Below are 26180 nucleotides of genomic sequence, written 5' to 3'. Positions count from 1 at the left end.
GACCTTAAACGGTCACCCGTCGCTGACGGTGCCCTGCCTCGGCCATGCCCGCGGGAACGGTACTGCCCGCAGGGACGCAGCGGCGACAGGGGTGTGCTCGGCCGCCGCATGAAGCCGCCCGGCGCGCAGGACGATGGCGCCGCTGCGGAGCATCGAGTCGACCAGTTCGGCCGCGAAGTCCTCGGGCCCCCGGTTCAGTTGTCGTGCCGCGTCGGTCAGCCATGCTCGTGCGAGCAGGTAGGAATCGACCTCGGCGGAGGGCACTCCGTCGCGGATCATCAGGGCGAAGGCGAAGATTCTCCGGGCGCCGTACCGGACCGGTCCGGCCGGATCGTCGACGAGGCGCTGTGCGCGGCGCAGTGCGGTGGCGAAGGCGGCCCCGGGGTCGGTGGGGATCGGTCCGTGTGCGGGCAGCAGCACGTTCGGGTCGAGGTCCGCCAGCCGGCGTAGGGAGTTGAGCGCGAGGGTCGCGGCGTCGGGTCCGTCGAGGGCGAGGTTGATCCAGCCGACATCGTAGTCGGACAGCGCGTCGCCGACGGCCAGCAGCCGCTCCTCCGGCTGCCACAGTGCCAGGTGGCCCGGCGTGTGTCCGGGGGTGGACACGACCTGCCAGTCGGCATCGCCCAGGCGAAGAACCTGCCCGTCGTGGAGCGGCAGGTCCACGGTGTAGGGGGCGACCGGCTGGTCGAGGTACTCCGCCAGACAGCACCCGGGGTCGCGGCGGGCGAGGGCCCTGGCGTCCGGGGCACCGGCTGCGATGGCCGCGCCGCCCGCCTGGAGCAGGGCGTTTCCGCCGACGTGGTCGGAGTGCCAGTGGGTGTTCACGACCATGGCGAGGCTGTTCTCCCTGGCATGCACCCACGCGGACGTCTCCTGCGCGTGGCCGACGAATCCGCTGTCGACGAGGGCCGGTCGACGGCCGTGCAGCAGGAGGAGGTTGGCGTCGGGGAACGGCCTGCGCTGCCATGTCACCCAGGCCGGGAGATGCTCGGCGCCGCGGTCCGACGCGTCCTCGCTGCGGCCCGTCACCACGGAGCCGGGCCGCCCTTGAGGTGCTGCCAGTACCGCCGGTGCGCATGCCTCGCCCCGTCGCTCGTCATCCCGGCAGGCAACTCCTCGTCGAGCGGATCGGCCAGGTCGGCGATGTCCCGCAGCGCGGCGGCCTGGCAGGCCCGCTTGGTGAACGCGTACTGCTCGATGCAGTCCTGCGGCGTCGTCCCGGCGACCTCGACCGCCCGCTCCACCACCTCACCGGCCTCGGCCAGTTCGTGCACCATCCCCAGCGCATGTGCCTGCGCCGGGCTGAAGATCTCGCCGAGCAGACAGGCGCGGGACGCGACCGGTTCACCCCATGCGTACGCGAGCATCCGCACGTACACCGAGGGCATCGGGATTCCGATGGGCACCTCGTTCAGCCCGAATCTTGCTCCCTGTGCCACCGACACCCGGTAGTCGCACACCGCCGCCGTGATGAGGCCCCCGGCGAACGCATGCCCGTTCACCGCCGCCACTGTCGGACGCGGATAGGTGAACAGCCGCATGTTCGTCGCCCGGTAGTCCACGAACCACGACGCCACGGCCGCCCGATCCCCTGCGAACAGCGGGAAGTGCTCGCCCAGGTCCAGGCCGGCGGAGAACCGGCCGGCCGTGCCCGTCAGTACGACGGGGCACTCCGGATGATCGCGCTCCAGCCGGTCGAACGCCTCATGCAGATCGGCGAAGAAGGCGCGACCCTGCGCGTTGACCGGATTGGTCGTCATCGTCACCACGGCCACCCGGCCCCGCCGCTCGATCGTCCAGCTCATGGCCGTACCTCCGTGTGCAATCGGGCCGTGCGGCGGGCGGGGTTCGGTGCCGGCTCGCCGTTCATGGCGTGGTGTTGTCGACGGTGGGGCGGCGATCAGCGCTGCTGTCCGGGGAGCCGGGCACGGCGGAGCCCTCCGTGCGGGTCTCCAGCGCATGCAGTACGGCCACCATGTCCTCGCCGCCGTGGCCCTGCGCGACGGTCTCGCCGTACAGGGCGTGGCAGACGTCGAGGAGGGGAGACGCCACTTCCGCCTTGCGGGCGGCCTCGGCGATCAGCCGGTTGTTCTTGAGGACGTCCGCCGCCCCGGCCTGGACCGCGAAGTCCCGGGCCAGCAGCTTGGGTCCCTTCATCCGGGAGACGGCACTGGCCATCGGTCCCGCGTCCAGGACGTCCCGGAGCAGGCGTTGGTCGAGCCCGTGCCGGCCGGCGAAGTGGAACGCCTCGGTCAGACCGGTGACGAGGGTGATCAGGAACAGGTTGACCGAGAACTTCATCAGCAGGGCGCCCGGTACGCCGCCGCAGTCGAACGTCTCGCGGCACATGGGGGCGAGGACGGGCCGTACGGCCGCGACCGCGTCGTCGCCGGCCAGCATCGCCACCAGAGCGCCCTGTTCGGCCGGGACGCGGGAGCCGGAGACCGGCGCCTCGACGTAGCGTCCGCCCACGGCCCGGACGGCGTCCTGGAGGGCGGCCGAGTACTCCGGCGCGGTCGTACCCATGTGGACGACGGTGTGTCCGGCGATGTGTGCGGCGAAGTCCGGGGTGCCACGTCCGAGGACCGTGTCCACGGCGGCCTCGTCGGCGAGCATCAGGAGCACCGTCTCCGCCCTTGCGAAGACCTCGGCGGGAGTCTTGGCGATGTGGGCGCCGGCGGCGCGCAGGGGTTCACAGCGGTCGCGGCTGCGGTTCCACACGACAAGAGGCGTTCCGGCCCGGGCGAGGTTGAGCGCCATGGGCTGTCCCATGACTCCGAGACCGATGAATCCCACGTCCACGATGCACCGCCATTCTCTATGACAGTGGTCATAGTAACCCCCCGATATGACGACGGTCATAGACTGGACTCCGGAACATTGAGAACGGTGGCTGGAGGTCGGCATGGCTGTGTCCGAACGAGGGCCGCGCGAGCGGATGGTCTTCAGTGCGGCCCAGCTCATCCGGCGCGACGGGGTCGCCGCCACGGGGATGCGTGAGGTCGCCGTGCACGCCGGTGCGCCGCGCGGCTCGTTGCAGCACTACTTCCCCGGCGGCAAGGAGCAGCTCGTCAATGAGGCGGTCGGCTGGGCGGGCCGGTACGCGGGCAACCGTGTCGCCCGGTTCCTTGCCGCGCTGGACGAGCCGACGCCGAGCGGTCTGTTCGCGGAGATGGTCCGCCAGTGGACCGATGAGTACGAAGCCGCCGGGTTCGCGGGCGGCTGCCCCGTCGCCGCCGCCACCGTGGACTGGGCCGAGTCCAGCGAGTCCACGCGGGAGGCGGTGACCGCCGCGTTCGGCACCTGGACGGGGCCGGTCACCGAGGCTCTGGTGGACATGGGTGTGCCGCGGGAGCGGGCCGGTTCGCTCGCGACGCTCATGATCAGCGCGCTGGAGGGGGCGATCCTGATGGCGCGCGCGGAGCGGGACGTCCGGGCGCTGACGACCGTGGCGCGGGAGCTCGGCCCACTGCTGGACGCCGCGGTACACAAGGCGAGTTGATACGAAACCGGCGCTCCTTGAGGTCCTTGAGGGCAGTGGCCGTCACTCCGGTCCTGCGGGAAACATGCCCTTCATCCAAGGAGTCCTCAGGGGAAACGACTCCTGCCTAGCGTTCCTGTCTCGCCGACGTTCGTCACGCGGGACTCCACCCCTCGCACCGCTCCCGGACCGAGGCGCCCCCCACGGCAGTCCCCGACCCGCAGCAAGGAGGCGTGGCGTGAGCACGAAGCCACGACTGGCAGAAGTCACCGAGCCCGGACCCGAGCAGCAGGCATCGCCGGGTACCGACCAGGCCGTCAAGGAGACCCTCGAGGACTACACCCTCCGCTTCGCACCCCGCAGTTACCGCCGCTGGACCCCGATGGTCGTGGCGACCACCGCCCTCGGCGGCATCGCCTACATGGCCGACTTCTCCATCGGCGCCGGCATCGGCCTGGCCCACGGCACCGGAAACGCGCTGCTCGCGATCCTCGTCGCGGCCGTCGTCATCTTCGTGACCGGCTTCCCGCTTGCCTACTACGGCGCCCGCTACAACGTCGACCTGGACCTCATCACCCGAGGTTCCGGCTTCGGCTATTTCGGCTCGGTCCTCACCAGCGTCATCTTCGCCAGCTTCACCTTCATCTTCTTCGCCCTCGAAGGCTCGATCATGGCCCAGGGTCTCAAGCTGGGGCTCGGACTGCCGCTGTGGCTGGGCTACTTGGTGTCGACGCTGATGGTGATCCCGCTGGTGATCTACGGTATGTCGGCGCTGAGCAAGCTCCAGGTGTGGACCACCCCGATCTGGCTGCTGCTGATGGTCGCCCCGCTGGTCTACCTGGTCGCCACCGACCCGGGGACCGTCGACCGTTTCCTCGCCCACGCCGGCACCGACGGCGAGGGCGGCGTCAGCACCGCCACCGTACTGCTGGGCGCGGGCGTGTGTCTGTCGCTGATCGCGCAGATCGGCGAGCAGATCGACTATCTGCGCTTCATGCCGCCCAAGACCGAGGCGAACAAACGCGCCTGGTGGACGGCCGTGGTGATGGCAGGGCCCGGCTGGGTCGTGCTGGGCGCGCTCAAGCAGGCCATCGGCGTCTTCCTCGCCGTGTACATCCTCGGCGAGGTAGGGCCCACCGCCGCGCCGGAGCCGATCCAGCAGTTCAAGGGCGCTTTCGACGCGATGATGCCGTCCTGGCTCGTGGTCCCGCTGGCCGTGGTCCTGGTAGTGATCAGCCAGATCAAGATCAACGTGACGAACGCCTACTCCGGCTCCCTCGCCTGGACCAACTCCTTCACCCGCGTCACCGGGCGCTACCCGGGCCGAATGGTCTTCGTCCTGGTCAACCTCGCCTTCGCGCTCGCGCTGATGGAGGCGGACATGTTCAGCTTCCTCAACAGCATTCTGGGCTTCTACTCGAACTGCGCGATCGCCTGGGTCGTCACCGTCGCCACCGACATCGGCGTCAACAAGTACCTCCTGAAGCTCTCGCCGCACGCCCCCGAGTTCCGCCGCGGCATGCTCTATGCCGTCAATCCGGTCGGTGTCGTCGCCTTCGTCGCCGCCTCCGGGCTCTCCATCGCCATGTACTTCCATGCGCTGGGCGACACCCTCCAGCCGTACTCCCCCGTCGCCGCCGCCGTCATCGCCTTCGCCCTCACCCCGCTGACGGCCGTGGCCACCAGGGGCAAGTACTACCTGCGCCGTACCGACGACGGCATCGCCGAACCGATCCTGGACGCGGACGGCAACCCCAGCGGCGCGACGTACGAGTGCCATGTGTGCCGACAGCAGTTCGAGCGGCCCGACGTGGCCGCCTGCCTGACCCATGACGCCGTCGTCTGCTCCCTGTGCCTGAGCACCGACAAGGTCGGCGACCACGTGCTGCCCGCGGCACCCGCCGCCACTTGACCCCCACCAACCCGAGGGCTCCCGCACGTCACGTGCTTGCGGGAGCCCTCCGTCATGCCTGGCCCCCGCGCAGCCCCCTGGTACACAGCACCCCGACTCTTATTGCATACTCATCGCAATAACTAGATGGATGCAGGTCTTTCGCAAGCAGCAAGGGTGTGACGCTCATGACGACCCGTCGAGTACGAAGTGCTGCCGTGACGGCGGCGGCGATGCTGGCCGGGGTCGCCGCCTGCTCCGCACCCGGCGGCGGTGGCAGCGACGGCAAGGCCGCCGAATCCGTCGTGATCGGCGTGGCCTCCGAGCCGGACACCCTCAGCCCGCTGCTCGGCTACGGCAAGGACGGGAACTCGAAGATCTTCGACGGTCTACTCGCCCGCGATGCCGACCTGAAGCTCAGACCCGCCCTCGCGAAGACGCTCCCCGAGATCGGCGCCGACGGCCTCACGTACACGTACACCCTGCGCGAGGGCGTGAAGTTCAGCGACGGGGAGCCGCTGACGGCCGACGACGTGGTCTTCACCTACCGGACGATCCTGGACGAGAAGACCAACAACACGGCCCGCAGCGAGCTGGACGCCGTCAAGGACGTGCGGGCGAGCGGTGACGACAAGGTCGTCTTCACGCTGAAGTACCCGTACGCGCCGTTCGCCGGGCGCACGGTCCTGCCCGTCGTCCCCGAGCATGTCGCGGGTGGGCAGGACCCCAACACCGGCTCCTTCAACACCAAGCCCGTCGGTACCGGCCCGTACGTCCTGTCCGCCTGGAGCAAGGGCGAGAAGCTCACCTTCAAGGCCAATCCGGACTACTGGGGCGGCGCGCCGAAGGTGAAGACGTTCACCATGGCGGTCATCGCGGACGACAACGTGCGCGCCACCCGGCTGCGCTCCGGCGACCTGGACGGCGCGGTCCTGCCGCCCAACCTCGCCACCACCTTCAAGCACGACGACGGCACGAAGTCGTACGAGGCGAGGAGCTACGACTTCCGCGCCGTGACCCTCCCGACCGCCGGCAAGGTCACCGGCGACCGCGCGATCCGGCAGGCCCTGGATGCCGCCGTGGACCGCGAAGCCATGGTCGACAAGATCCTCGACGGCGCGGGTACACCGGCGTACGGGCCGCTGCCCGTCGACGATCCCGCGTTCGCCAAGGGCATCGAGCGGGGACAGGACCTGGACAAGGCCCGGCGGATTCTGGACGCGGCGGGCTGGAAGGCCGGCAAGGACGGCATCCGCGCCAAGGGCGCGCAGCAGGCCGCGTTCACGCTGCTCTACCCGTCCGGCGACAAGGTCCGCCAGGACCACGCCCTCGCCTACGCCTCGGACGCCAAGAAGGCGGGCATCAAGGTGACGGTGGAGAGCGCCACCTGGGAGGTCATCGAACCGCGGATGGGGAAGGACGCGGTACTCGCCGGCTTCGGCAGTACCGGCGACCCCGACTTCGGCCTCTACACCCTGCTGCACTCCTCCCTCGCCGGAGACGGCTTCAACAACATGGCCCGCTACGACAATCCGGCCGTGGACAAGGCCCTGGACACCGGCCGCCGCACCCAGGCCGCGGCCGAGCGCAAGAACGCGTACGAGGCGGTCCAGCGCGAGCTCGTGAAGAACCCCGGCTACACGTTCCTCACCCACATCGACCACCTCTATGTGCTCGCCGACCGCTGGGACGGGCTGACCACGCAGCTCGAACCGCACGAGCACGGCTTCGCGAGCGGCCCCTGGTGGAACATCGAGGACTGGCAGCCGAAGAAGTGAGCATCAGGTCCCTGCCCTGGGGAGCGATGTCACGCCTGGCGGGACGGCGGACCCTGTTCGCCGTCCCCGTCCTGATGGTCGTCACGTTCGGCGTGTTCGCCATCGCCGCCGCATCCCCCTTCGACCCCGTCAAGGCGTACGCCGGCACGGCCGCCCTCGGTGCCGACCAGGAGACCCTGGACCGGCTGCGGGAGAACCTCGGCGTGGACCAGCCCTTCACCGCCCGCTGGTGGCACTGGCTGACCTCCGCCCTCGGCGGCGACCTGGGCCACTCCAGCGTGCTGCGGCAGCCCGTGGCGCAGGTGATCGGGGAACGCCTCGTATGGTCCGCCCTGTTGTGCACGGTCGCGTTCGTCGCCGCCGTGCTGACCGGCACGCTGCTCGGTGTGCTGGCCGCTCGACGCCCGGGCTCGATGCTGGACCGGGCCGTCAGCTCGCTCGCGTACACCCTGGAAGCGGCCCCGGTCTTCTGGATCGCGCTGCTCGCCGTCTGGCTGTTCGCCCTCCAACTGGACGTCCTCCCGGCCGGCGGCCTCACGGACACGGCCAGCGAACAGGTCACCGCGGGGCAGGTGGCGAGCCATCTGATCCTGCCCGCCGGGGTGCTCGCGGTCTCCCAACTCCCCTGGTTCGCCCTGTACGTACGGCAAGGGGTCGGCGACGCGCTCGCGGAGGACCCCGTACGCGGCGCCAGGGCCAGGGGCCTGAGCGAGAGCACCGTCCTGCTCGGCCACGCGCTGCGCTCCGGGCTCCTGCCGGTCCTCACGCTGATCGGCTCCCGTGTCCCCGAACTGATCACGGGCGCCCTGCTCGTGGAGACCGTCTTCAGCTGGCCGGGCATCGCCGCGGCCACCGTCGAGGCGGCCACCGCCGTCGACTTCCCCCTGCTCGCGGCGCTCACGACGCTGGCTGCCGCCGCCGTCCTCGTCGGCAACCTGCTCGCCGACCTCCTCTACGGACTGTTCGACCCGAGGGTGAAGCTCAGTGAAATGTGACTCCCATGACGTCAGTTGAGACCGAGGTGCGGTCCGGGCCCGCCTGGCGCTCCCCCGGCACCGAGCGCCGCTCGACCCGCACCCTGCGCATACGCACCTCGGCCGCGCTGGTCGCCGTGACCGTCCTCGCGGTGCTGCTCGTACCGCCGCTGGTACAGCTCGACCAGCAGGCCGTCGACCTGGCCGCCAAACTGCAACCGCCGTCCTGGGCGCATCCCTTCGGCACCGACGACGTCGGCAGGGACCTGCTGCTGCGCTGCGTCTACGGCCTCAGGGTCTCCCTGCTGGTCGGCGTGGCCGCCGCGCTGACCGCGACCGTCATCGGCACGGCCGTCGGGGCCACGGCCGGGGCACTGGGCGGCTGGGCCGACCGCGCGCTGATGCGGGTGGTCGACACGGTCTCCTCCGTACCCCATCTGCTGCTGGGCATCTTCATCGTCGCGATGTTCCGGCCGGGCGTCTGGCCGGTGATCGTCTCGGTCGCGCTCACCCACTGGCTGTCCACCGCCCGGATCGTGCGCGCCGAGGTCCTGTCCCTGCGGTCACGCCCGTACATCGACGCCGCCGTCTCCGGCGGTGCGTCGCGTTGGCGGGTCGCGGTACGGCATCTGCTGCCCGCCGTGCTGCCGCAGGCCGCGCTGGCCGCCGTACTGATGGTGCCGCACGCCATGTGGCACGAGTCGGCGCTGTCGTTCCTCGGGCTCGGCCTGCCCACGCACCTGGCCAGTCTCGGGAACCTCATCCAGGGCGCGCGGGGTTCGCTGCTCGCCGGACAGTGGTGGCCGACCCTGTTCCCGGGCCTGTTCATCATCGTCCCCACCCTCGCCATCGCCGGGCTGTCCGGGGCCTGGCGGGAGCGGATCAACCCGCGCCGCCGATCGGAGCTGATGCTGTGACCGAGCGACCTCCCGTGCTGTCGGTGCGTGGGCTGTCCGTGCGCTTCCTCATGCCCGGCGGACGCCGTGTCGCGGCCGTCACCGACGCCCGTTTCGACGTGGCGGCCGGCGAATGCCTCGCCCTGATCGGCGAGAGCGGCTGCGGCAAGTCCGTCCTCGCCTCCGCCCTCCTCGGCCTGCTGCCCGCCAACGCCCAGACCGCCGGCGAGGCCCGGCTCGGCGACCTCGACCTGCTCACCGCCGACGAGCGAACGCTTGCCCGCGCGGTGCGGGGCCGCCGGATAGGCCTGGTTCCGCAGAGCCCCGCGGCCCACCTGACCCCGGTCCGCACCATCCGCTCGCAACTGGAGGAGACGGTCAGGGCGTTGACGGGTGTGCGGGGGCGGGCGGACGTACGTGCCGCTGCCGAGGCGGCCGCCGAGCGCACGGCGTTCCCCCTGGACCACCTCGACCGCCACCCGCACGAACTGTCCGGCGGGCTGGCCCAACGTGCCGCGACCGCCCTCGCCCTGGTCGGCGACGCGCCTCTCCTGCTCGCCGACGAACCCACCACCGGGCTGGACCGCGACCTGGTGGAGCACACGGTCGACGAACTGCGACGCCACATCGACGACGGCGACCGGGGCCTGCTGATGATCACCCACGACCTGGCGGCGGCCGAGCGCATCGCCGACCGGGTCGCCGTCATGTACGCGGGCCGCATCGTCGAACTCACCGCCGCAGCCGCCTTCTTCGGCACCCCCGGCCCCCGCCACCCCTACAGCCGCGGCCTCCTCGACGCCCTCCCCGACCGCGCCTTCGCACCCATCCCCGGCATGCCCCCGGAGCTCGGCGAGCTCCCCGCCGGATGCGCCTTCGCGCCGCGCTGCGACCTTGCCACGGACGCCTGCGCCGGTCTGCCCCCGGTGACCGGGGCCGTGGCCTGCCACCATCCGCACGTCCCGGAGGACGCCCGTGCTTGAACTGCGCGCCATCACCGCCGGATACGACACAGGCGCGCCCGTCGTACGGGACGCCTCCCTGACGGTCGAACCGGGTGAAGCCGTCGGCCTGCTCGGCCCCAGCGGCTGCGGCAAGTCCACCCTTGCCCGGGTCGCCGCGCTCCTGCACCGCCCGGAGTCCGGAACCGTCATCCTCGACGGCACCCCCGTCCGCCGCTGGCGCCACGCCGCCCCGCGCGAACAGCGCACCGCCTTCGGCGTCGTCTTCCAGCAACCCCGCCTCTCCGCCGACCCCCGGCTGCGCCTGGCCCAGCTGATCGCCGAGCCCCTGCTCGCCACCGGGCGACGGGAGGGCTCGGCGGAACGGGTCGCCGAACTGGCCGAAGCCGTCGGCCTCACCCCCGACCTGCTCTCCCGGCGCCCCCACGAGGCCAGCGACGGCCAACTCCAGCGCGCCTGCCTGGCCCGCGCCCTCGTGTGCCGCCCTCGCTGGCTCGTGTGCGACGAGATGACGGCGATGCTCGACGCGTCCACCACCGCCGCCTTGGTGACGGTCGTCGAGGACTACCGCCGGACCACCGGCGCGGGCGTACTCGCGATCGGCCACGACCGCACGCTGCTGCAGCGGTGGTGCGACCGCACGGTCCACTGGGACGACGTGGCCGCCGAGGAGCCTGAGGCCCGACGGTCCTGAACAACTCCGGGTGCCCCGGACGCGGGTGTCAGTCCTCCGCCGGCATCACGCGGGTCACCTTGCCCTTGGTGTCGGCCTCCAGGTAGCCGGCCTGGTACGCGTCGGTCAGGTAGACGGCGATTCCGGCCGGGGTGCCGAAGACGTCGCTGGGCTGCCGCACCAGCAGGTACCGGGATTCCGGCTTGTCGACGTTGAGCTTCTTCTCCGCCTCTTTGAAGAGCGCGGGAACCCGGTCCCAGTTGAAGTCGTCCAGGCTGACGGGCTGGTCGCCGCCGGAGAGGGTGCCGGAGATGATGCCCTTCTCCACACCCTGGCCCGGGCGGTAGGTGTAGGAGTCGTACTTCGTGTCGCTGCCGTCGACCATCAGCTCGGCGGAGGCGTACTCCGGGTACACGGTGAAGTCGCCGAACCTGTTCCGGCCGGTCTCCTCCTTGAACGCCTTGATGGCTTCGCGGATGCCGTCCGGGGTGAGCAGGGTGCCGGTCGTCGGCTGCTCCGACTGCCGGGCCGCCGGATCGGCGTCGGCGTCGGTGCCGGCATCGGCGTCGGTCGGTGAGACGGTCGACTGCGGGGCCGAGGTGGAGGGCGTGTTGCCGCGCGCGTCCGTGTCACCCGAGTCGCCCCCGATGGGCAGCAGCCACCAGAGCATAGCCAGGGCGCCGGCGAGCGACGTCCCGGAGACGGCCAGCAGGGCGGTCCGGCCCGGGCGGCGTCGAGGGGCTGCTTGCGCGGGCACAGTCAACGGCTGGGGAGGGGCCTGCCCCGGCCAGGGCTGGACCGGCGGCGGCCCGAACCCGGCGGGGTACGAGGGGGTTGCAGGGGCGGAGGCCGGGGTGGACGCGTAGGTGTGGGCGGACGGCGGGTTCAGCGAGTACGACGTTGCCTCGTCCCGCACCACCGGGCCGTCCGGCCCGTCCGCACCGCCCGCACCGCCCGCATCGGACTCGACCTCGGCCAGCCTCCGGTCCAGCACTGCGGCGGACGGCCGCGCCGACGGGTCCCGTACGAGCACGCTCATCAGGACGTCCCCCAAGGCCCCGGCACGCACCGGCGGCGGCACGTCGTCGTGGAGGACCGCGGCGAGGGTGGCCAGGGTGTTGCCCCGACGCAGCGGGTGGCGGCCCTCGACGGCGTTGTACAGCATCATCGCCAGCGACCACAGGTCGGAGGCAGAGCCGCCCTCGTGCCCCGAGATGCGTTCCGGTGCCATGAAGTCGGCCGTGCCGATGATGGAACCGGTGGCGGTGAGGTTGGTCGACTCGCGGATCGCTGCGATGCCGAAGTCGGTGAGGACGGGGCGCCCGTCGGGCCGCATGAGGACGTTGGCGGGCTTCACGTCCCGGTGCTGGATGCCGGCGTGGTGCGCGGCGGTCAGGGCGGCGAGCACGCCCCGGCCGATGCGCGCCGCCTCGGCCGGCGGCATCGGCCCCTGGGCCAGCCGGTCGGCCAGCGAGCCGCCGCTGACCAGCTCCATCACGATCCACGGGTAGGTGCCGTCGCCGCCGTCGACTATGTGGTGGATGGTGACGACGTTCGGATGGTCGATCCGGGCCAGGGCCCTGGCCTCGCGCAGTACGCGTTCGCGCAGCATCCGCGCGCTGTCGGGATCGTATTCGGCGAGGTCCCGGTCCGGCGGGCGGACCTCCTTGACCGCCACCAGCCGGTGCAGCACCAGATCCCTGGCCCGCCAGACCGTCCCCATCCCGCCGCCACCGAGGCGGGCCTCCAATTCGAAGCGCCCGTCGACGACTCGTCTGCCGGGACCTCTGTCTGCCTCACTCATGGGCGGGAGCTTAGTTGTCGCCACGGACAGTGTTCGCCGGCGGTCACTGCTACCTGCCGGCGGTAGGGCGGCTCCGCCCTGACCGCCTGTCCCGGCGCCTGTGCCATCGCCTCGGGGCCGCTGCCGGCCGGCCGGGCGATCACTTCGTGACGGAGTACGAGGGCGCCCCGGCTCCGGCCAGTGCGCCGCCGTCCACGATCCGGTACTCATCGCGTATCGGGGTGCCCGCCAGCCAGGACTCCAGGATCTCCCGGGTGCCGACCGCGTAGCGGGACTGGGCGGAGAGGGAGGAGCCGGAGATGTGGGGGGTCATGCCGTGGTGGGGCATGACCCCCCACGGGTGGTCGGCAGGGGCGGGCCGCCAACTGGCCGCTACGCAGGGCGCGCCTCGATCGCGGGGTGGTCGTGGCGCCGTCGGCGGCGAAGCACTCGTCGATGATGCGGCGGTTGCGCATACGGGAGTTGAGCAGTCACAGCGGGAGGGCGGCGGCCTGCGACCAACCTGCCACCTGTGCGGCGCCGAGCGGGCCGTCGACCGGGGTCAGGAGCGTGTACCGCTCCTCGTAGAGAGGCAGCGACTCGATGCTGACACGGGCGTGCGGGTGGCGGTCGCAGAAGGGGGTCGTCAGGAGGGTGGCGGCGGGGAGTGCCGTGGGGACGACTCCGAGCCGGAGCGTGCCGGTGATGCCGTCGCGCAGGGCGGCCAACTCCTGTCGTAAGGCGTCGCGTTCGGCGAGCATGCGGTGCGCCCAGGCCAGCACCACCTCGCCCTCCGGGGTGAGGCCTTCGTAGCGTCTGCCCCGCCGGACGATCGGCACGTTCAGCTCGTGTTCGAGGCGCGGATCGCGGCCGACAGGGACGGCTGGGAGAGACGTAGCAGGCGGCCGCCGCGCGGACGAAGTGGCGCTCGCGGGCGAGTGCGACCAGGTATTCCAGCTGGCGCAGTTGCATGCCTCACCTCCCGGGGTTGCGGTGGGCCTACCCACCGGCTCCGCCGGTCACGACCGGCACAGCAGGGCCGACCGCAGGTCGAGGCGTTCGGCGAGCGGTCGGCGAGGCGGGATCAAGGGACTAGCGGACGCTGAAGCCGGGAACTCATGCCCACGAGGTGTAGCCGCCGTCCACGCGGATCGCGGTGATGCCGCTGATGTGCCGGGCCCCGCAGCGATCCTGGGGCAGGACGAGCTGTGGGCCGGCGCGGTCTAGGGAGGTGTCGTCGATGCCGACCGCGAGCAGGACGGGCGCGCGGCCGAAGTCCGGGTCGATCTCGGCCCAGGACAGCAGGGCGTGATGCCCGTCCGCGCCGGAGACCGCGATCAGAAAGCGCAGGCGGTCCTTGCGGCGGGCCGGGTCGAAGCCGGGGCCGGCCGCCGACAGAACGTCGTGCAGCAGCGGCCCGGTGAAACGGTGGTGCCGGATGCCGCTGGTGGCGCATTCGAAGCTGACCTCGGCCTCGTGCTGCGGCCAGGCGAGCAGGTCGGACACCGTCAGGCGAGCCGGACGGATCAGATCGCCGGTGAGGGCGAGTTCCGCCACCTGCCCGATTTCCGTACCGGCAGCTGCCAAGGACTGACTCACGGGCTACCACCTCCCGGATGACCGTACCCGGACCCCCGGCCCGTACAAACGCACATGCTACCCCGTTCGATCACAGCTCCGGCTCATGCGATGCGACAGGAGACTTTCTCCTCGCATCTGCGGCATTATCATCGGCGTATGCACACCTACCGGATCGGGGACGCGGCCGCCTTCCTCGGCGTCAGCGCCGACACCGTGAGGCGTCTGGTCGACGGCGGGAGACTCACCGCCGAACGCGACGACATGGTCACCGGATCATCCCCGGGCCGGACCGGTCCGGGTGGTGGCGACGGTCAGCCGTGAGTCGGCTGAGGAGCTGAAGCCGGAACCCGGTGTTCCGGCGGTGGCCGTGATCAAGTCGACCAACGTGGTGGTCGAGAGACCGAAGATGGTCCGTCAGGACCACCAGTGATTGTGCGTCCGTCAGGACCAGAGGGAGTGGACCCGTGATGACCCGTACCGCGCGCCGGAACCGCCGGACCCTGCAGGTGGCCGGAGCAGGAGCCGCCGCGCTGCTGGCGCTGAGCGCCTGCTCGTCGTCCGACGACGCCTCCTCGACGACGTCGGACTCGTCCGCGTCCGCCTCCTCGTCGGGCAAGCTCTCCGGCGAGGTGACCGTCTTCGCGGCGGCCTCGCTGAAGGAGAGCTTCACGACGCTGGGCAAGGAGTTCGAGAAGCAGCACCCGGGTACGAAGGTCACCTTCAGCTTCGGCGGCAGCGACTCGCTCGCCGCGAGCATCACGGGCGGCGCCCCGGCCGATGTGTTCGCCTCGGCCAGCCCCAAGACGATGAAGATCGTCACGGATGCGGGGGACGCCTCCGGCACACCCTCGACCTTCGTCCGCAACGAACTGGAGATCGCCACACTCCCGGGCAACCCCGACAAGATCGCCTCCCTCAAGGACCTCACCAAGTCGGGCCTGAAGGTCGTGCTCTGCGACAAGGAGGTGCCGTGCGGCGCCGCCGCGCAGAAGGCCCTGGAGGCGAGCGACCTGAAGCTCACGCCCGTCTCCTACGAGCAGGACGTGAAGGCCGCCCTGACGAAGGTCGAGCTGAAGGAGGCCGACGCGGCCGTCGTCTACAAGACGGATGTGCACGCGGCGGGTGACAAGGTGGAGGGCGTGGAGTTCCCCGAGTCCGACGACGCCGTCAACGACTACCCGATCGCCCTGCTCAAGGACGCGCAGAACGCCGAGGCCGCCAAGGCGTTCATCACGCTGGTGCAGTCCGCCGAGGGCCGGCAGGTCCTGACCGCGGCCGGGTTCCTCAAGCCGTGATCCCGAGCGACAAGGTCGGCGCCGCGACCGATTCCCTGAGGGGTGGGCCGCGGCGTCGACGCATCCGCAGGGGCGTGCCGCTTCCCCTGCTGCTCCCGGCCCTGATCGGCCTCGCGTTCCTGATCGTGCCGCTGATCGCCCTGCTCGTACGGACTCCGTGGCGCAGTCTGCCCGAGCAGTTGACCAGCGCCGAGGTGTGGCAGGCGCTCCAGCTGTCCCTGATCTGCGCCACGGCCGCCACCGCGGTGAGCCTGGTGATCGGCGTGCCGCTGGCCTGGCTGCTGGCCCGGGTCGAGTTCCCGGGCCGCGGCCTCGTACGGGCCCTGGTCACGCTGCCCCTCGTCCTGCCGCCGGTCGTCGGCGGTGTCGCGCTGCTGATGGCGCTCGGCCGCAACGGCATCGTCGGGCAGTGGCTGGACTCATGGTTCGGGATCACGCTTCCGTTCACGACCGCGGGTGTCGTGATCGCGGAGGCGTTCGTGGCGATGCCGTTCCTCGTCATCAGCGTCGAGGGCACCCTGCGGGCCGCCGATCCCCGCTACGAAGAGGCGGCCACCACCCTGGGTGCCTCCCGCTTCACCGCGTTCCGCCGGGTCACGCTGCCCCTCATCGCCCCCGGCATCGCAGCGGGCGCGGTCCTGGCCTGGGCCCGGGCACTCGGCGAGTTCGGCGCGACGATCACTTTCGCGGGCAACTTCCCGGGCCGCACCCAGACCATGCCCCTGGCCGTCTACCTGGCCCTCCAGAGCGACCCGGAGGCCGCGATCGCCCTCAGCCTGGTGCTGCTGGCCGTGTCGATCGCGGTGCTGGCAGGGTTGCGGGACCGCTGGATGACAGCGGGATGAGCGGGGTTGCGCGACCGTGGGAGGCCGGCCTGACCGTCCGGGGCTTCCCGTCCGCGGGGAAACGGTCCGGCCGCCCTCCTGCCGGGCCCGCGGACGACAGCCCGACCACCGCCCTCCGCGAACCCCAGAACGACAGCCCGAACCCCGGGCCCGCCCACCACAGCACGACAACCGGGCCACCCGCCCTGCTCGACCGCTGCACGACAGCCCGACCACCCAGCTTCTCCGACCGCCCGCCGACCCACCACCGCGCCCCACCCGACCGCCGGACCACCGCCGTACGACCCGCCCTGCACGCCACTCGAACCACCGCAGGCTCGCCCGCCCACCGCTGGCCGGACCTGCCCGACTCTGAGATGACTGCCGGATGACCGAGACCTTCGACATCCACGCCGACGCCGTTCTGGACGGGCTCGACGCCCGCCTCGTCGTGGACCGTGGTGCCTTCCGCCTCGACGTGGCGCTGGCCGTCGCGCCCGGCGAGGTCGTCGCGCTGCTCGGCCCGAACGGCGCCGGGAAGACCACCGCCCTGCGTGCTCTGGCCGGCCTGACCCCGCTCAGCGGCGGGCATCTGCGGCTGGACGGTGCGGAGTTGGACCGTACGCCGCCCGAGTCCCGCCCGGTAGGTGTCGTCTTCCAGGACTACCTGCTCTTCCCCCACCTCACCGCCCTCGACAACGTGGCTTTCGGACCGCGCTGCCGGGGCGCGTCCAAGGCCGAGGCGCGGGCGCAGGCCGCAGAGTGGCTCGGGCGCCTGGGGCTGACGGACCACGCGGGCGCCAAGCCACGCAAACTGTCGGGCGGCCAGGCCCAGCGCGTCGCCCTCGCCCGTGCGCTCGCCACGAGCCCCCGGCTGCTGCTGCTCGACGAACCCCTGGCAGCCCTGGACGCCCGTACCCGCTTGGAGGTCCGCGCCCAACTCCGCCGCCACCTCACCGAGTTCGAGGCGGTGGCCGTACTCGTCACGCACGATCCGCTCGACGCCATGGTCCTGGCGGACCGACTGGTCGTCGTCGAACACGGCCAGGTCGTCCAGGAGGGCACCCCGTCCCACATCGCCCGCCACCCCCGTACGGACTACATCGCCCAGTTGGTCGGTCTGAACCTCTATCGGGGCGAGGCCGAGGGGCACACCGTCCGGCTCGACGACGGCCCGTCCGTCACCACGACGGAAGACCTTTCCGGTCCCGTCTTCGTGGCGTTCCCGCCGAGCGCGGTCACGCTCCACCGCGACCGCCCGGCCGGCTCCAGCGCCCGTAACCTGTGGCGGTGCCGGGTCGCCGGCCTGGAGACGCACGGCGATCAGATCCGCGCCGACCTGGCCGGCGAACTCCCCCTGGCCGCCGACCTCACCACGGTCGCCGCCGCCGAACTCGATCTGCACCCGGGCGCGGAGGTCTGGGCGACGGTGAAGGCGACACAGACCCACGCCTACCCCGTCTGAGAACGTCAGCCAGGTGCGTCCGTCGCGGCGCGGTCACCCCTCGCCGCGCACGAAGCCAGGACGCAGCACGGACACCGAGCGCTTTTCTACTCCAGTAGCTTTCCGCCGGTGCAGTAGCTTGCCAACGCCCCTTGCCCGTGCGAGCTGCTGCGCAGCGGAACAACCGGAGAGTCCCCGTGCCCCGACACGCGCCGTATCTTGCCGTAGCCGAGGCCCTGCGCGCGCGGATCCTCGCGGGAGAGTGGGCGATCGGGGAACGCCTGCCGTCCAGGGTGCGGCTGGCCGAGGAGTACGGGGTCGGACGCAACGTCCTGCAAAGGGCCACGGACCGTTTGATCATCGACGGTCTCCTCGAAGGGCGCGCCGGCTCCGGCACCTACGTCCGCGTGCCGCGCGAGCGCCTGCGGCTGGTCCGCTCGCGGCGCGGCGAACATACGGGCGGCGGCTCCCCTTCCGTCGTCGGCGTGAAGGAACGGGGCAAGGCCGACGCATGGGATGCGCACAGCCAGGTACGTGTCCCCGCCCCTGAGGGCATCGCCGAGCGACTCGCCATCAGCCCCGGGGACCTGTGCGTCCGCACGCACTACGAGTTCCTCGCCGGCGGGCTGCCCGTCCAACTCTCGGAGTCGTGGGAGCCGATGGCCATCACGGACGGGACGCCGGTCGTACTGCCCGAGAAGGGCCCCCTCGCGGGCAAGGGGGTTGTCCAGCGCATGCGCTCCCTCGGCGTTGTCGTGGAGACCGTGATCGAACTGCCCCGTCCGGCACGAGCCACCCGCGCGCAGGCGAACTTGCTGGGGATCTGTCTCGGGGATCTGGTGCTCCAGATCGAGCGGACGATCTACGACACCGACGGGCGTCCGGTGGAGACGTCCGACATGGTCATTCCGGACAGGCGCCGGGAAGTGGCCTACGAATTCGCGGTCGACTGTCCCTAGCCGCCTGTACTCATCAAGGCGTCTCAAGGCGTCGTTTCCGGATCTGACAGTAGGTGTGACCACACATGCCAAAGACCTCACGGCCCGGGCTCTTACGCCATCGGGACTTCGGGCGTCTGTTCGCCGCCACTGCGCTGGGTCAGTTGGGCGATCGCATCATGTTTCTGGCGTTTCCACTTGTCTCCATCGCCGCTTTGCATGCCGACGAGTTCGAGGTCGGATTGCTGACCGCAATGAGCACGGCGGGCTCACTTTTGGTCGGGCTGCCGGCCGGCGCCTGGGTGGACCGCATGCGGAAACGATCGGTGATGATCAGCACTGATCTCGCGAGAGCACTGGCTCTGCTGACGATACCCATGGCGTGGTGGGCCGACATTCTCACCATGTGGTGGCTCTACACGGTCGCTCTGACTCATGGAGTGCTGACCGTGTTCTTCGATGTCGCGTACGTCAGCTACCTACCGCACTTGGTGGGGCGCGACAATCTGCTGGAAGGGAACTCAAAGCTCTCGGGAATCCGCTCGGTGACCAGTATCAGTGGACCGGGGGTGGCCGGGCCGCTGGTCGGATTGGTCGGAGCCCCCGTGACTCTCGTGCTGAGCTCGGCGGGAATGGCGTTGTCCGGCCTGCTCGCTGCCGGTATCCGCACACGCGAACAGAAGCCGGAGTCGAGCGAGCGACCTCAACTGGTCAAAGACGTCACGGAAGGATTGAAGTTCGTCCACGGGCAGCCTGCCCTGCGCGCCATCCTGTCGGCCGACGGGACATTCAATCTCTTCCTGGTCATGTATCAGACCATGTTGCTGGTGTTCCTGGAGCGAGAGGCCGGTCTCGAGCCCTTCGGTATCGGCCTCGTTCTCTCGGGAATGGGTTGCGGTGCCCTGCTGGGTGCATTGCTGGCGACCAGGCTCTCGAAATGGTGCGGACAGGGCCCGGTCATCTGGCTCGCGCCGCTGCTCACGTGTCCGCCGACGGCTCTGATGCCGCTGGCACGGCCGGGGTGGAGCGTGGCCGTCGCCGCGATCGGACTCGCGGGGCTTTCCCTGGGTGGCGTGGTCCGTGTCGTGGCCCAGTCGAGCGTCCAACAGGCCCTGACCCCGGATCGGCTTCTGGGCCGGGTGAGCGCGACTGCCCGCTTCGTGTCCTGGGGCGGTATCCCGCTGGGCGGGCTGCTGGGTGGAGCCTCGGGCTCCGTGTTCGGGGCGGCGGGGACCCTGGGCATCGGTGCGGCCGGTATGACGCTGAGTGTTGTCCCGAACCTCCTGTCGCCGCTGCGAACCATGCGCACGGTGCCCGGGGACGGGACCCCGAGCCCGCGCGTCGAGGCTCGCAACGGCTGACTGACACGTGAGGCGGTTCGGTCCCGTGGGCTCCGGGGGCCTCGCCTCGCCTCAGGACTGCCGCCCGCCGAACTGCCAGTCGTGGACCTCGACATCGGCGTACCGCTCGGGCGTCAGTACGGCACGTGCCGTCGCCGCGTCCGGCGCCCGTACCAGTGCTGCCGTGCCCAGCCAGGCGGTTCCGTCGTCGGACAGCAGGGGCCCGTAGGCGATCAACTCCTCCTGCTCGGGCGGCAGATCGTGGTCGGCGGCCGGTCTCGAGCCGAGGCCGAGCACCAGGTAGCGATCGCCCTCGGTGGCCCCGCCGGGGAAGTCCCACATGGTGCGCCCGAGCAGGTTTCGCCAACGGCGCATCAGGACGTCCCGGTACACGCCGGCCTGGTAGTTGGGCTCGTCGAAGGCGAACGCGCGGGCGGCGGCGGCGTCGGGCAGGTCGACGATGTGCACACTGCCGGACGGCGTGTCACCGTCGGCGGCGAACGTCGGCCCCCGGGCGATCATCTGCGCGGCAAAGAGGTCCATGTACGACCAGTGCTCCTCCAGCAATTGGTCGCGCAGTTTCAGAGAGCCGGGCCGATCACGGTGGTAGCAGAAGAACTCCATGCCCGCAGTCTTCACCACCTCCCGCGTACTACGCCGGGAGCGGGGTCGAGCTCGCCACTTCCCGTCGGCGAGGGCTCATGCCTCACTCGCTGTGGCATGATCCGCTCCCATGCCGTCGTTACCCTCGTGGCCGTCAAGGACCGCTGGTCGTCTACTGGTTGTCCTGCTCGCGTTGCTCGCCGCGCAGGGCGGCACCGGCGCCGATGCCGTCACGGCAGCCAGGTCCGAGGCCACGACCATGCGCGCGGCGACACCGGATCGGCTTCGCTACGACGTGACGCTGCGCGGCAACGCCGACGGCTCCCGCTGGACGGGCAGGCAGCGGGTGTCGTTCCGCAACTCCTCCGATCGCCCCCTGCGTGAGGTGTACATACGCCTTTGGGGCAACGGCGTGGACAGGTGCGGCACGCCCGGCGCGCCGTCGCCCGTCGAGGTGTCCGAGGTCAGCGGGGGCACTGCGGGCCGGCTCTCCGTGAACTGCACGGCGCTGCGGATCGCTCTGCCGAAGCCGCTCGCGCGCGGGGAGCGTGCGGTCGTCGCCTTCGACGTCTCCATCGCCGTGCCCGAGCGCAACAACCGCTTCGGCCGCGAGGGCGCCTTCCGCTTCCTGGGCAATGCGCTGCCGGTGCTGGCCGTGCACGATGCCAAGGGCTGGCACCTCGATCCGTATGTGTCGACCGGGGAGAGCTTCTACGCCCTGGCGGGCGACTTCCGGGTGGCCATCGACCACCCCAGGACCCTCAAGGTCCCGGCCACCGGCCGCACTTGGACACGTCCCGCCGAGCCCGGTCGCAGTCTGACGCTCAGCGTCGCGCACCAAGTGCGGGACTTCGCGTGGGCGGCGGGCCCGTTCCGCTCCGCCACCGAGATCACGCCCGGCGGCGTGCGGGTGAAGTCCTACTGGGCGCCGGGCACGTCCGCGGAGGGGGTGCGCCTCACCCGTCAGGACGGTGCCGCCGCCGTCGACCGGTTCGGCGAGGAGTTCGGCCGCTATCCGTACGGTGAGATCGACCTCGTGATGACCAGCGGGTTCGGCGGCGGGATGGAATATCCGGGCCTGGTACTCCTCGGCACCACCGAGGAGGGCAGCGCCGTCGTCCACGAAGTCGCCCACCAGTGGTGGTACGGCATCGTGGGCAACGACGAATACGGCGCGCCCTGGCTCGACGAGAGCTTTGCCCAGTACGCCAACGCCCGCTTCTACGGCTGGGAAACCCGCGACTGCTGGTCAGAGGTCGAGTGGCCGAGCGACGAAGCGGCGCTGACCAATTCGATGGCGTACTGGGCCGGGCACCCCGGCGAATACCACTTCCTCTATACGGCCGGCTCCTGCGCCCTGGCGGATCTGGAACGCACTCTCGGAGCGGACAGCATGGCCCGCCTTCTCAAGCAGTACGCCCGCGACCACTGGTACGGCGTTTCCACCACCGCGGAATTCAAGAAGGCCGCACAATCCGTGACGGGTAAGGACCTGAATCCGTTCTGGAAGCTGCACCGCATCCGGTGAGGGACGGTCAGGGCACCAGCTTGATCGAGTTGTACGGCGTCAGCGAACCGTGGAACGCCTTCCCGGCGGGAATGGTCACGGTGCAGTTCGTACCGTTGTAGCCAAGGCAGAGCAGGGCACGGGCGCCGCCGGTCTGGTTGTTCCAGACGGTGTGGTCGTCGTATTCGTTCACGAAGTTGTACGTGCCGTAGTAGTAGTAACGGTGCTCGGGGACCGGATTGCCCACGGGAATCAATGTGTCGTAGACGCAGACGTGGCCGGGCGAGCAGTTGTCGACGGTGGGCCCGGGGTTGTCGTCGATCCACATGGCCGCGGCAGGAGACGCACCGACCATGGTGGTGACGGCTGCTACGGCAATGGCTGCGGATACGGTTGCCCCGCGCAGTCTCAGATGTTCGATCCGGTTCTTGAGCGTCATTTCAAAACCCCCCAGTTGTATGAAGTGCACCCGCACGAACTCGCCTGAATCTACTGGCAGTTGAGCGAGTATCACAAGCCTCGCACATACCGGTCGAATCAGCCCTTGGAGAAACGGCGCTGTACGTCGGGCCGGGACCTGAGGCGGTCCGGGTAGCCGGGGCCCATCCGTGCCGTCGTGTCGTCGGCGTGCAGCGGCTCGTGGCAGGTGGAGCACACCACCTCCGCGTGACCGTCGTGGCCGCAGGCCTCGTGGTGCAGGGTGACCGGAGGTCCCTCGGGCCCGGCGAGCCAGCGGTCGCCCCAGCTCGCCATCGCGGCGAGGACCGGGAAGAGGTCCTTGCCCTGCTCCGTCAGCAGGTACTCGTGGCGGGGCGGCTCGCTCTCGTAGAGTCGTCGCTCCAGCAGCCCCGCCTCGACCAGGCGGCGCAGCCGGTCGGTGAGCGTGTTCCGGGCGATGCGCAACTCCCCCTGGAACTCGTCGAAGCGGCGGCAGCCGTAGAACGCCTCCCGTAGGACCAGCGGGGTCCAGGCGTCCCCCACCACGTCGAGGGTCCGCGCGATGGAGCAGGGCCAGTTCGCGAAGGACGTCCGCGCGCTCATGGCCGCGCTCCGGCCTCGTGGACCAGCTCGATCGCACGACCCAGGGTGTCGAGCCGGGCGGCCAGGTCCGCGCCGGCCGGGTACAGGCGGACGGTGTCCACGCCCGCGTCGCGCCAGACGCGCAGCCGCTCCCGGACCATGGTCTCGGTGCCGATCAACGTGGTCGCGAGGACCATCTCGTCGGTGACCAGCCCGGCCGCCCCTTCCCGGTCGCCGGCCTGCCAGCGCTGCCGTACCTCCGCGGCGACCTCGGCCCAGCCCTGCCTGCTGTAGGCGCGGTTGTAGAAGTTGGTGGACGTAGAGCCCATGCCGCCGAGGCTGAAGGCCAGTTCCTTCTTGCGGCCGGTCACCATGGCGCTCAGGGCGTCCTCGTCGGCGGCGAAGGCCACTTCGGCGCCCTGGCACACGTCCAGATCCGCCCGGACGCGCCCGCCGTGCGCCAGCCCTTCGTCCAGGTGGGCGAAGTAGGCACCCGCCGCCCCTTCGGGCACGAAGCTGGTGCCGAGCCAGCCGTCGGCGACCTCGCCGGTCAGCCGGAGCATCGCCGGTGACAGTGCGGCCAGGTACAGCGGCACGGGGTGCTCGGCCCGCATCGACAGTTTCATCGGTACGGCGTCGCCGCCGGGCAGCGGGATGCGGTACTCGGTGCCGGAGTGGTCGATCTTGCCGCCGGCCAGGACCTGCCGCACGATTTCCACGGTCTCGCGGACGCGCGCCAGCGGGCGGGCGAAGGGAACGCCGTGCAGCCCCTCCATCACCTGCGGGCCCGAGGGGCCGAGGCCGAGCAGGAAGCGTCCCTGGGACAGGTTGGAGAGGGTGATCGCGGTCTGCGCGAGCGCGACCGGGGTGCGCGTCCCGACCTGCATGACTCCGGAGCCCAGCAGCATGCGTTCGGTGCGGGCGGCGTAGTAGCCCAGGGCGGAGGGCGCGTCCGAGCCCCATGCCTCGGCCACCCAGCAGATGTCCAGGCCCAGCTTCTCCGCCTCGACGACGAAGTCCGCCTGCCGGGTCCAGGAGCCGAGACCAGACGCCTCGACGGTGATCGCGGCCCTCATCACGCCTCCGCCAGCTTCTTGATCTGCCCCAGCGTGACGGTCATGTTGCGCTCGAACTCACGCAGGCGTACGAACACGATCTTCTGTTCCTTGTCCGGCATGCTGTCGATGGCGAACGACAGACCGGACCGTCCGGGCCCCATCTGCATCCACTCGGCCAGTTCGGTTCCGCCGTCCTTGGACTCCAGGCGGAAGCGCCAGACGGCGGAGGGGCTGGCTGGGTCGGACACGGCCCAGGCGAGGACGTGCGGGGGCTCGCACTCGATCACATGCGACGTGGTCTCCCACTCCCCCAGGGACTCGTGCCTGCTCCTGCCGACGAACCGAGCACCCACGGCGGGCCCGACCGCGCCGTCGAGCCAGTGCACGGACTGAAGCTCATCGCTCATGTCCGGCATCAGCGTCACATCGGAGACGATCTCCCACACCCGGTCCGGCGACGCGTCCACCCACGTCCGCACCTCGACCGTCGGCGTATCCGCATAGCGTGCGCCCGTCCACTCCACTCCGCACCCACTCCATCCCCGACGAACACTTGTGACCTTCAGAGTTGCGTAACGAGACTGACTGCGTCAAGAGTTCGGCGGAGCCAGGCTGTGCGGATCTTCGTCCCTTGCGCGCCGGCTACGCGCCGACGTCGCCCGGCTCCTGCTGCAGGACGGCCTTCCTCACCTGCGTCTCGACATCGCTGCGCGGCTCGCCCTGTGCCTTCGCGTAGTCGGCGACGGCGGTCCGCAGATCACGAGCCAGGTCCCGCCAGGCGCGCCACGCCGTGTTGTACGTGGTGGTCTGCCGCGGGCTCCAGCCGCCTTCCTGAGCGGGCGGCCCGTACATACCCCGCAGCTCCTCCACGCGATGGTGCGCCTGCTCGGCCGCGCGCTGCTTCTCCACGAGCTCATCGAATATGTTCGTCACACAAATGGAGCATAGGGAGGTAAATGCCGCACCGCTCGTCGAGCCGGGTCCCGGCTGGGGCGGAGGCCCACCGGGGCATGGCCCGGCTCAGGCCGGCGGCATGCCCCCGGCCCGCTCCGCCCACTCCCGCGCCGAGAGACCGAGCAGCGTTTCCATGTCCTCCAGGTCGGGCAACGGCCCGTGGTCTCCGGCCACTTGGAGGGCGGAGGCGGCGGTGATGTGGCCCAGTCGGAGGGCTCGTGCCGTGGTCCCGCCCCGCAGCAGCCCCGCGAGGAAGCCGGCCGCGAACGCGTCGCCGGCGCCGACCGCCTCCACCACCGTCGTACGCGGCGTCGGCACCGTGGCCGTTCCTTCGTCGCTGAACGCGGTCGCGGCGTTCGCCCCGTCCTTGACGACGAGGATGTGCGGGCGCGGGAGGAGTTCCCGTACGTCCGCCGGTGTCAGCTTCTCGCCCCACAGGGCCTGTGCCTCGTCCAGGCCGACGAAGACGATGTCCGCCCGGTCCGCCAGCTCGTGCAGCACCGTCGGGGCCGACCCGTCCGGCCACAGGGCGGCGCGGTGATTGACGTCGAAGCTCACCGCGTACGGGCGTGCGTCGCCCTCGGCGGTCAGCGCCCTTGTCGCCAGTTGACGGCACGGCTCGGACAGCGCCGGTGTGATGCCGGTCAGGTGCAGCAGCGAGGCCGTCCGCAGGGGCTCGCTGTCCAGGGCCTCGGGCCCCAGGGCGGAGGCGGCCGAGCCGCGCCGGTAGTAGTGCACGCGGGTTCCGGCTGGGCCCGGGTCCTTCACCAGCAGGCCGGTCGGCCGGTGGGGGTCGGTGCGCACGTGCGACACGTCGACACCGGCGGCGGCCACGGCGGTGCGCACGCGGTGCCCCAAGGGATCGTCGCCGAGCGCGGAGAGCCAGGTCACCGGGATGCCGTGGTCGGCGAGGTACATGGCGACGTTCGACTCGGCTCCCGCCACCGACAGCCGCAGGTCCGCCGCGGTCGCCAGCGGGGTCGGTGGGTCGGGGGCCAGGGCCGCCATCGTCTCGCCGACGCAGACGACCGGGCCCGGGGTGGGGCGCCAGGGGGCGGCGGTCGTGCCGGATACCTGAGGGACGGGCGTGGCGGATGCCCGGAGGGCCGGCGTGCCGGATGCCTCGAAGGCCGGCGTGCCGGATGCCCGGAAGGCCGACGTGCCGGATGGCGACGCGG

General features: G+C 71.0%; 28 protein-coding genes and 1 pseudogene. 15 read left to right on the top strand and 14 right to left on the bottom strand.

Features of this window, described 5'->3' with window-relative positions; translation table 11 throughout:
• Nucleotides 1-12: 12 nt before the first annotated feature.
• From ACZ7L5_RS18055 to ACZ7L5_RS18045, 3 genes are all read right to left on the bottom strand, one after another.
• Nucleotides 13-1032, bottom strand: coding sequence for an MBL fold metallo-hydrolase (locus tag ACZ7L5_RS18055; protein ID WP_471517668.1), 1020 nt, complete (start codon nt 1030-1032; stop codon nt 13-15).
• Entirely contained in the window at nt 1026-1805 is a 780-nt protein-coding gene (locus tag ACZ7L5_RS18050; RefSeq protein WP_471517666.1) for an enoyl-CoA hydratase/isomerase family protein, read from the bottom strand. Before ACZ7L5_RS18050 ends, ACZ7L5_RS18055 begins: the two co-directional genes overlap by 7 nt.
• Nucleotides 1806-1866: 61 nt before the next feature.
• Nucleotides 1867-2805 (bottom strand): NAD(P)-dependent oxidoreductase, encoded by a 939-nt coding sequence (locus ACZ7L5_RS18045; protein ID WP_471518119.1) that lies wholly within the window; start codon nt 2803-2805, stop codon nt 1867-1869.
• Between the two features lie 100 nt (nt 2806-2905).
• Between ACZ7L5_RS18045 and ACZ7L5_RS18040 the strand changes: the two genes are divergently transcribed.
• From ACZ7L5_RS18040 to ACZ7L5_RS18010, 7 genes are all read left to right on the top strand, one after another.
• Entirely contained in the window at nt 2906-3502 is a 597-nt protein-coding gene (locus ACZ7L5_RS18040; RefSeq protein WP_471517665.1) for a TetR/AcrR family transcriptional regulator, read from the top strand.
• Between the two features lie 217 nt (nt 3503-3719).
• Nucleotides 3720-5393: a purine-cytosine permease family protein gene (locus ACZ7L5_RS18035; RefSeq protein WP_471517663.1), complete on the top strand. Its 1674-nt coding sequence runs from the start codon at nt 3720-3722 to the stop codon at nt 5391-5393.
• Between the two features lie 167 nt (nt 5394-5560).
• A complete protein-coding gene (locus ACZ7L5_RS18030; protein ID WP_471517661.1) occupies nt 5561-7150 on the top strand; it encodes an ABC transporter substrate-binding protein in 1590 nt (529 codons plus the stop codon).
• Nucleotides 7151-7176: 26 nt separating this feature from the next.
• Nucleotides 7177-8145: an ABC transporter permease gene (locus ACZ7L5_RS18025; protein ID WP_471518118.1), complete on the top strand. Its 969-nt coding sequence runs from the start codon at nt 7177-7179 to the stop codon at nt 8143-8145.
• Nucleotides 8146-8150: 5 nt separating this feature from the next.
• Nucleotides 8151-9041, top strand: coding sequence for an ABC transporter permease (locus ACZ7L5_RS18020; protein ID WP_365056782.1), 891 nt, complete (start codon nt 8151-8153; stop codon nt 9039-9041).
• On the top strand, nt 9038-10003 hold the full coding sequence (locus ACZ7L5_RS18015; protein WP_471517660.1) for an ABC transporter ATP-binding protein: 966 nt from the start codon (nt 9038-9040) through the stop codon (nt 10001-10003). The genes ACZ7L5_RS18020 and ACZ7L5_RS18015 overlap by 4 nt, the downstream gene beginning before the upstream one ends.
• A complete protein-coding gene (locus tag ACZ7L5_RS18010) occupies nt 9996-10676 on the top strand; it encodes an ABC transporter ATP-binding protein (protein ID WP_471517658.1) in 681 nt (226 codons plus the stop codon). Before ACZ7L5_RS18015 ends, ACZ7L5_RS18010 begins: the two co-directional genes overlap by 8 nt.
• A 28-nt stretch (nt 10677-10704) precedes the next feature.
• On the opposite strand, the gene ACZ7L5_RS18005 is transcribed toward ACZ7L5_RS18010, so the two are convergent.
• The 4 genes and pseudogenes from ACZ7L5_RS18005 to ACZ7L5_RS17990 all read right to left on the bottom strand — a co-directional run bounded on the left by ACZ7L5_RS18005 (nt 10705) and on the right by ACZ7L5_RS17990 (nt 14037).
• Nucleotides 10705-12459 carry a serine/threonine-protein kinase gene (locus tag ACZ7L5_RS18005; RefSeq protein ID WP_471517656.1) on the bottom strand — a complete coding sequence of 585 codons (1755 nt, stop codon included), beginning with the start codon at nt 12457-12459 and terminating at the stop codon, nt 10705-10707.
• 139 nt (nt 12460-12598) lie between these two features.
• Nucleotides 12599-12820: pseudogene (locus ACZ7L5_RS18000) on the bottom strand (NAD-dependent formate dehydrogenase); the annotation flags it as partial.
• Between the two features lie 109 nt (nt 12821-12929).
• The gene (locus ACZ7L5_RS17995) at nt 12930-13277 is read right to left on the bottom strand and encodes a hypothetical protein (RefSeq protein ID WP_471517655.1); all 348 of its coding nucleotides are present in this window, start codon (nt 13275-13277) and stop codon (nt 12930-12932) included.
• A 277-nt stretch (nt 13278-13554) separates the two neighbouring features.
• Nucleotides 13555-14037 (bottom strand): molybdopterin-dependent oxidoreductase, encoded by a 483-nt coding sequence (locus tag ACZ7L5_RS17990; protein ID WP_471517653.1) that lies wholly within the window; start codon nt 14035-14037, stop codon nt 13555-13557.
• Nucleotides 14038-14175: 138 nt separating this feature from the next.
• Here ACZ7L5_RS17990 and ACZ7L5_RS17985 point away from each other — a divergent pair, with 138 nt between their 5' ends.
• The 7 genes from ACZ7L5_RS17985 (at nt 14176) to ACZ7L5_RS17955 (ending at nt 19881) form a co-directional block, all read left to right on the top strand.
• Entirely contained in the window at nt 14176-14340 is a 165-nt protein-coding gene (locus ACZ7L5_RS17985; protein ID WP_471517651.1) for a helix-turn-helix domain-containing protein, read from the top strand.
• The gene (locus tag ACZ7L5_RS17980; RefSeq protein ID WP_471517650.1) at nt 14318-14449 is read left to right on the top strand and encodes a TOBE domain-containing protein; all 132 of its coding nucleotides are present in this window, start codon (nt 14318-14320) and stop codon (nt 14447-14449) included. The genes ACZ7L5_RS17985 and ACZ7L5_RS17980 overlap by 23 nt, the downstream gene beginning before the upstream one ends.
• 37 nt (nt 14450-14486) lie before the next feature.
• The gene (gene modA / locus ACZ7L5_RS17975; protein WP_471517648.1) at nt 14487-15314 is read left to right on the top strand and encodes a molybdate ABC transporter substrate-binding protein; all 828 of its coding nucleotides are present in this window, start codon (nt 14487-14489) and stop codon (nt 15312-15314) included.
• Nucleotides 15311-16159 carry a molybdate ABC transporter permease subunit gene (modB, locus tag ACZ7L5_RS17970; RefSeq protein WP_471517646.1) on the top strand — a complete coding sequence of 283 codons (849 nt, stop codon included), beginning with the start codon at nt 15311-15313 and terminating at the stop codon, nt 16157-16159. Before modA ends, modB begins: the two co-directional genes overlap by 4 nt.
• Nucleotides 16160-16526: 367 nt before the next feature.
• Complete coding sequence (locus ACZ7L5_RS17965) at nt 16527-17603, top strand: ABC transporter ATP-binding protein (RefSeq protein ID WP_471517644.1); 1077 nt, start codon at nt 16527-16529, stop codon at nt 17601-17603.
• Nucleotides 17604-17779: 176 nt separating this feature from the next.
• Nucleotides 17780-18541 (top strand): GntR family transcriptional regulator, encoded by a 762-nt coding sequence (locus tag ACZ7L5_RS17960; protein ID WP_471517643.1) that lies wholly within the window; start codon nt 17780-17782, stop codon nt 18539-18541.
• A gap of 65 nt (nt 18542-18606) precedes the next feature.
• A complete protein-coding gene (locus ACZ7L5_RS17955) occupies nt 18607-19881 on the top strand; it encodes an MFS transporter (protein WP_471517641.1) in 1275 nt (424 codons plus the stop codon).
• Nucleotides 19882-19932: 51 nt separating this feature from the next.
• On the opposite strand, the gene ACZ7L5_RS17950 is transcribed toward ACZ7L5_RS17955, so the two are convergent.
• Nucleotides 19933-20484, bottom strand: coding sequence for a YciI family protein (locus ACZ7L5_RS17950; protein ID WP_471518117.1), 552 nt, complete (start codon nt 20482-20484; stop codon nt 19933-19935).
• A gap of 109 nt (nt 20485-20593) precedes the next feature.
• On the opposite strand from ACZ7L5_RS17950, the gene ACZ7L5_RS17945 reads away from it, so the two are divergent.
• On the top strand, nt 20594-21991 hold the full coding sequence (locus tag ACZ7L5_RS17945; RefSeq protein WP_471517639.1) for a M1 family metallopeptidase: 1398 nt from the start codon (nt 20594-20596) through the stop codon (nt 21989-21991).
• Between the two features lie 7 nt (nt 21992-21998).
• Here the strand turns inward: ACZ7L5_RS17945 and ACZ7L5_RS17940 are convergent, their stop codons facing one another.
• From ACZ7L5_RS17940 to ACZ7L5_RS17915, 6 genes are all read right to left on the bottom strand, one after another.
• Nucleotides 21999-22409, bottom strand: coding sequence for a hypothetical protein (locus tag ACZ7L5_RS17940; protein ID WP_471517638.1), 411 nt, complete (start codon nt 22407-22409; stop codon nt 21999-22001).
• 98 nt (nt 22410-22507) lie between these two features.
• Nucleotides 22508-23011: a winged helix-turn-helix transcriptional regulator gene (locus tag ACZ7L5_RS17935; protein ID WP_363043993.1), complete on the bottom strand. Its 504-nt coding sequence runs from the start codon at nt 23009-23011 to the stop codon at nt 22508-22510.
• Nucleotides 23008-24066, bottom strand: a complete 1059-nt coding sequence (locus ACZ7L5_RS17930) for an LLM class flavin-dependent oxidoreductase (protein WP_471517636.1) — start codon at nt 24064-24066, stop codon at nt 23008-23010. The genes ACZ7L5_RS17935 and ACZ7L5_RS17930 overlap by 4 nt, the downstream gene beginning before the upstream one ends.
• Nucleotides 24066-24572, bottom strand: a complete 507-nt coding sequence (locus tag ACZ7L5_RS17925; RefSeq protein WP_471517635.1) for an SRPBCC family protein — start codon at nt 24570-24572, stop codon at nt 24066-24068. The genes ACZ7L5_RS17930 and ACZ7L5_RS17925 overlap by 1 nt, the downstream gene beginning before the upstream one ends.
• A 118-nt stretch (nt 24573-24690) precedes the next feature.
• Nucleotides 24691-24981, bottom strand: a complete 291-nt coding sequence (locus tag ACZ7L5_RS17920) for a hypothetical protein (RefSeq protein ID WP_365056828.1) — start codon at nt 24979-24981, stop codon at nt 24691-24693.
• Nucleotides 24982-25068: 87 nt separating this feature from the next.
• Nucleotides 25069-26010, bottom strand: coding sequence for a sugar kinase (locus ACZ7L5_RS17915; RefSeq protein ID WP_471518116.1), 942 nt, complete (start codon nt 26008-26010; stop codon nt 25069-25071).
• Nucleotides 26011-26180: the final 170 nt, after the last annotated feature.

The sequence above is a fragment of the Streptomyces sp. NPDC107528 genome (genome assembly GCF_055639295.1).
This window is presented reverse-complemented; position numbering and strand designations above follow the sequence as displayed.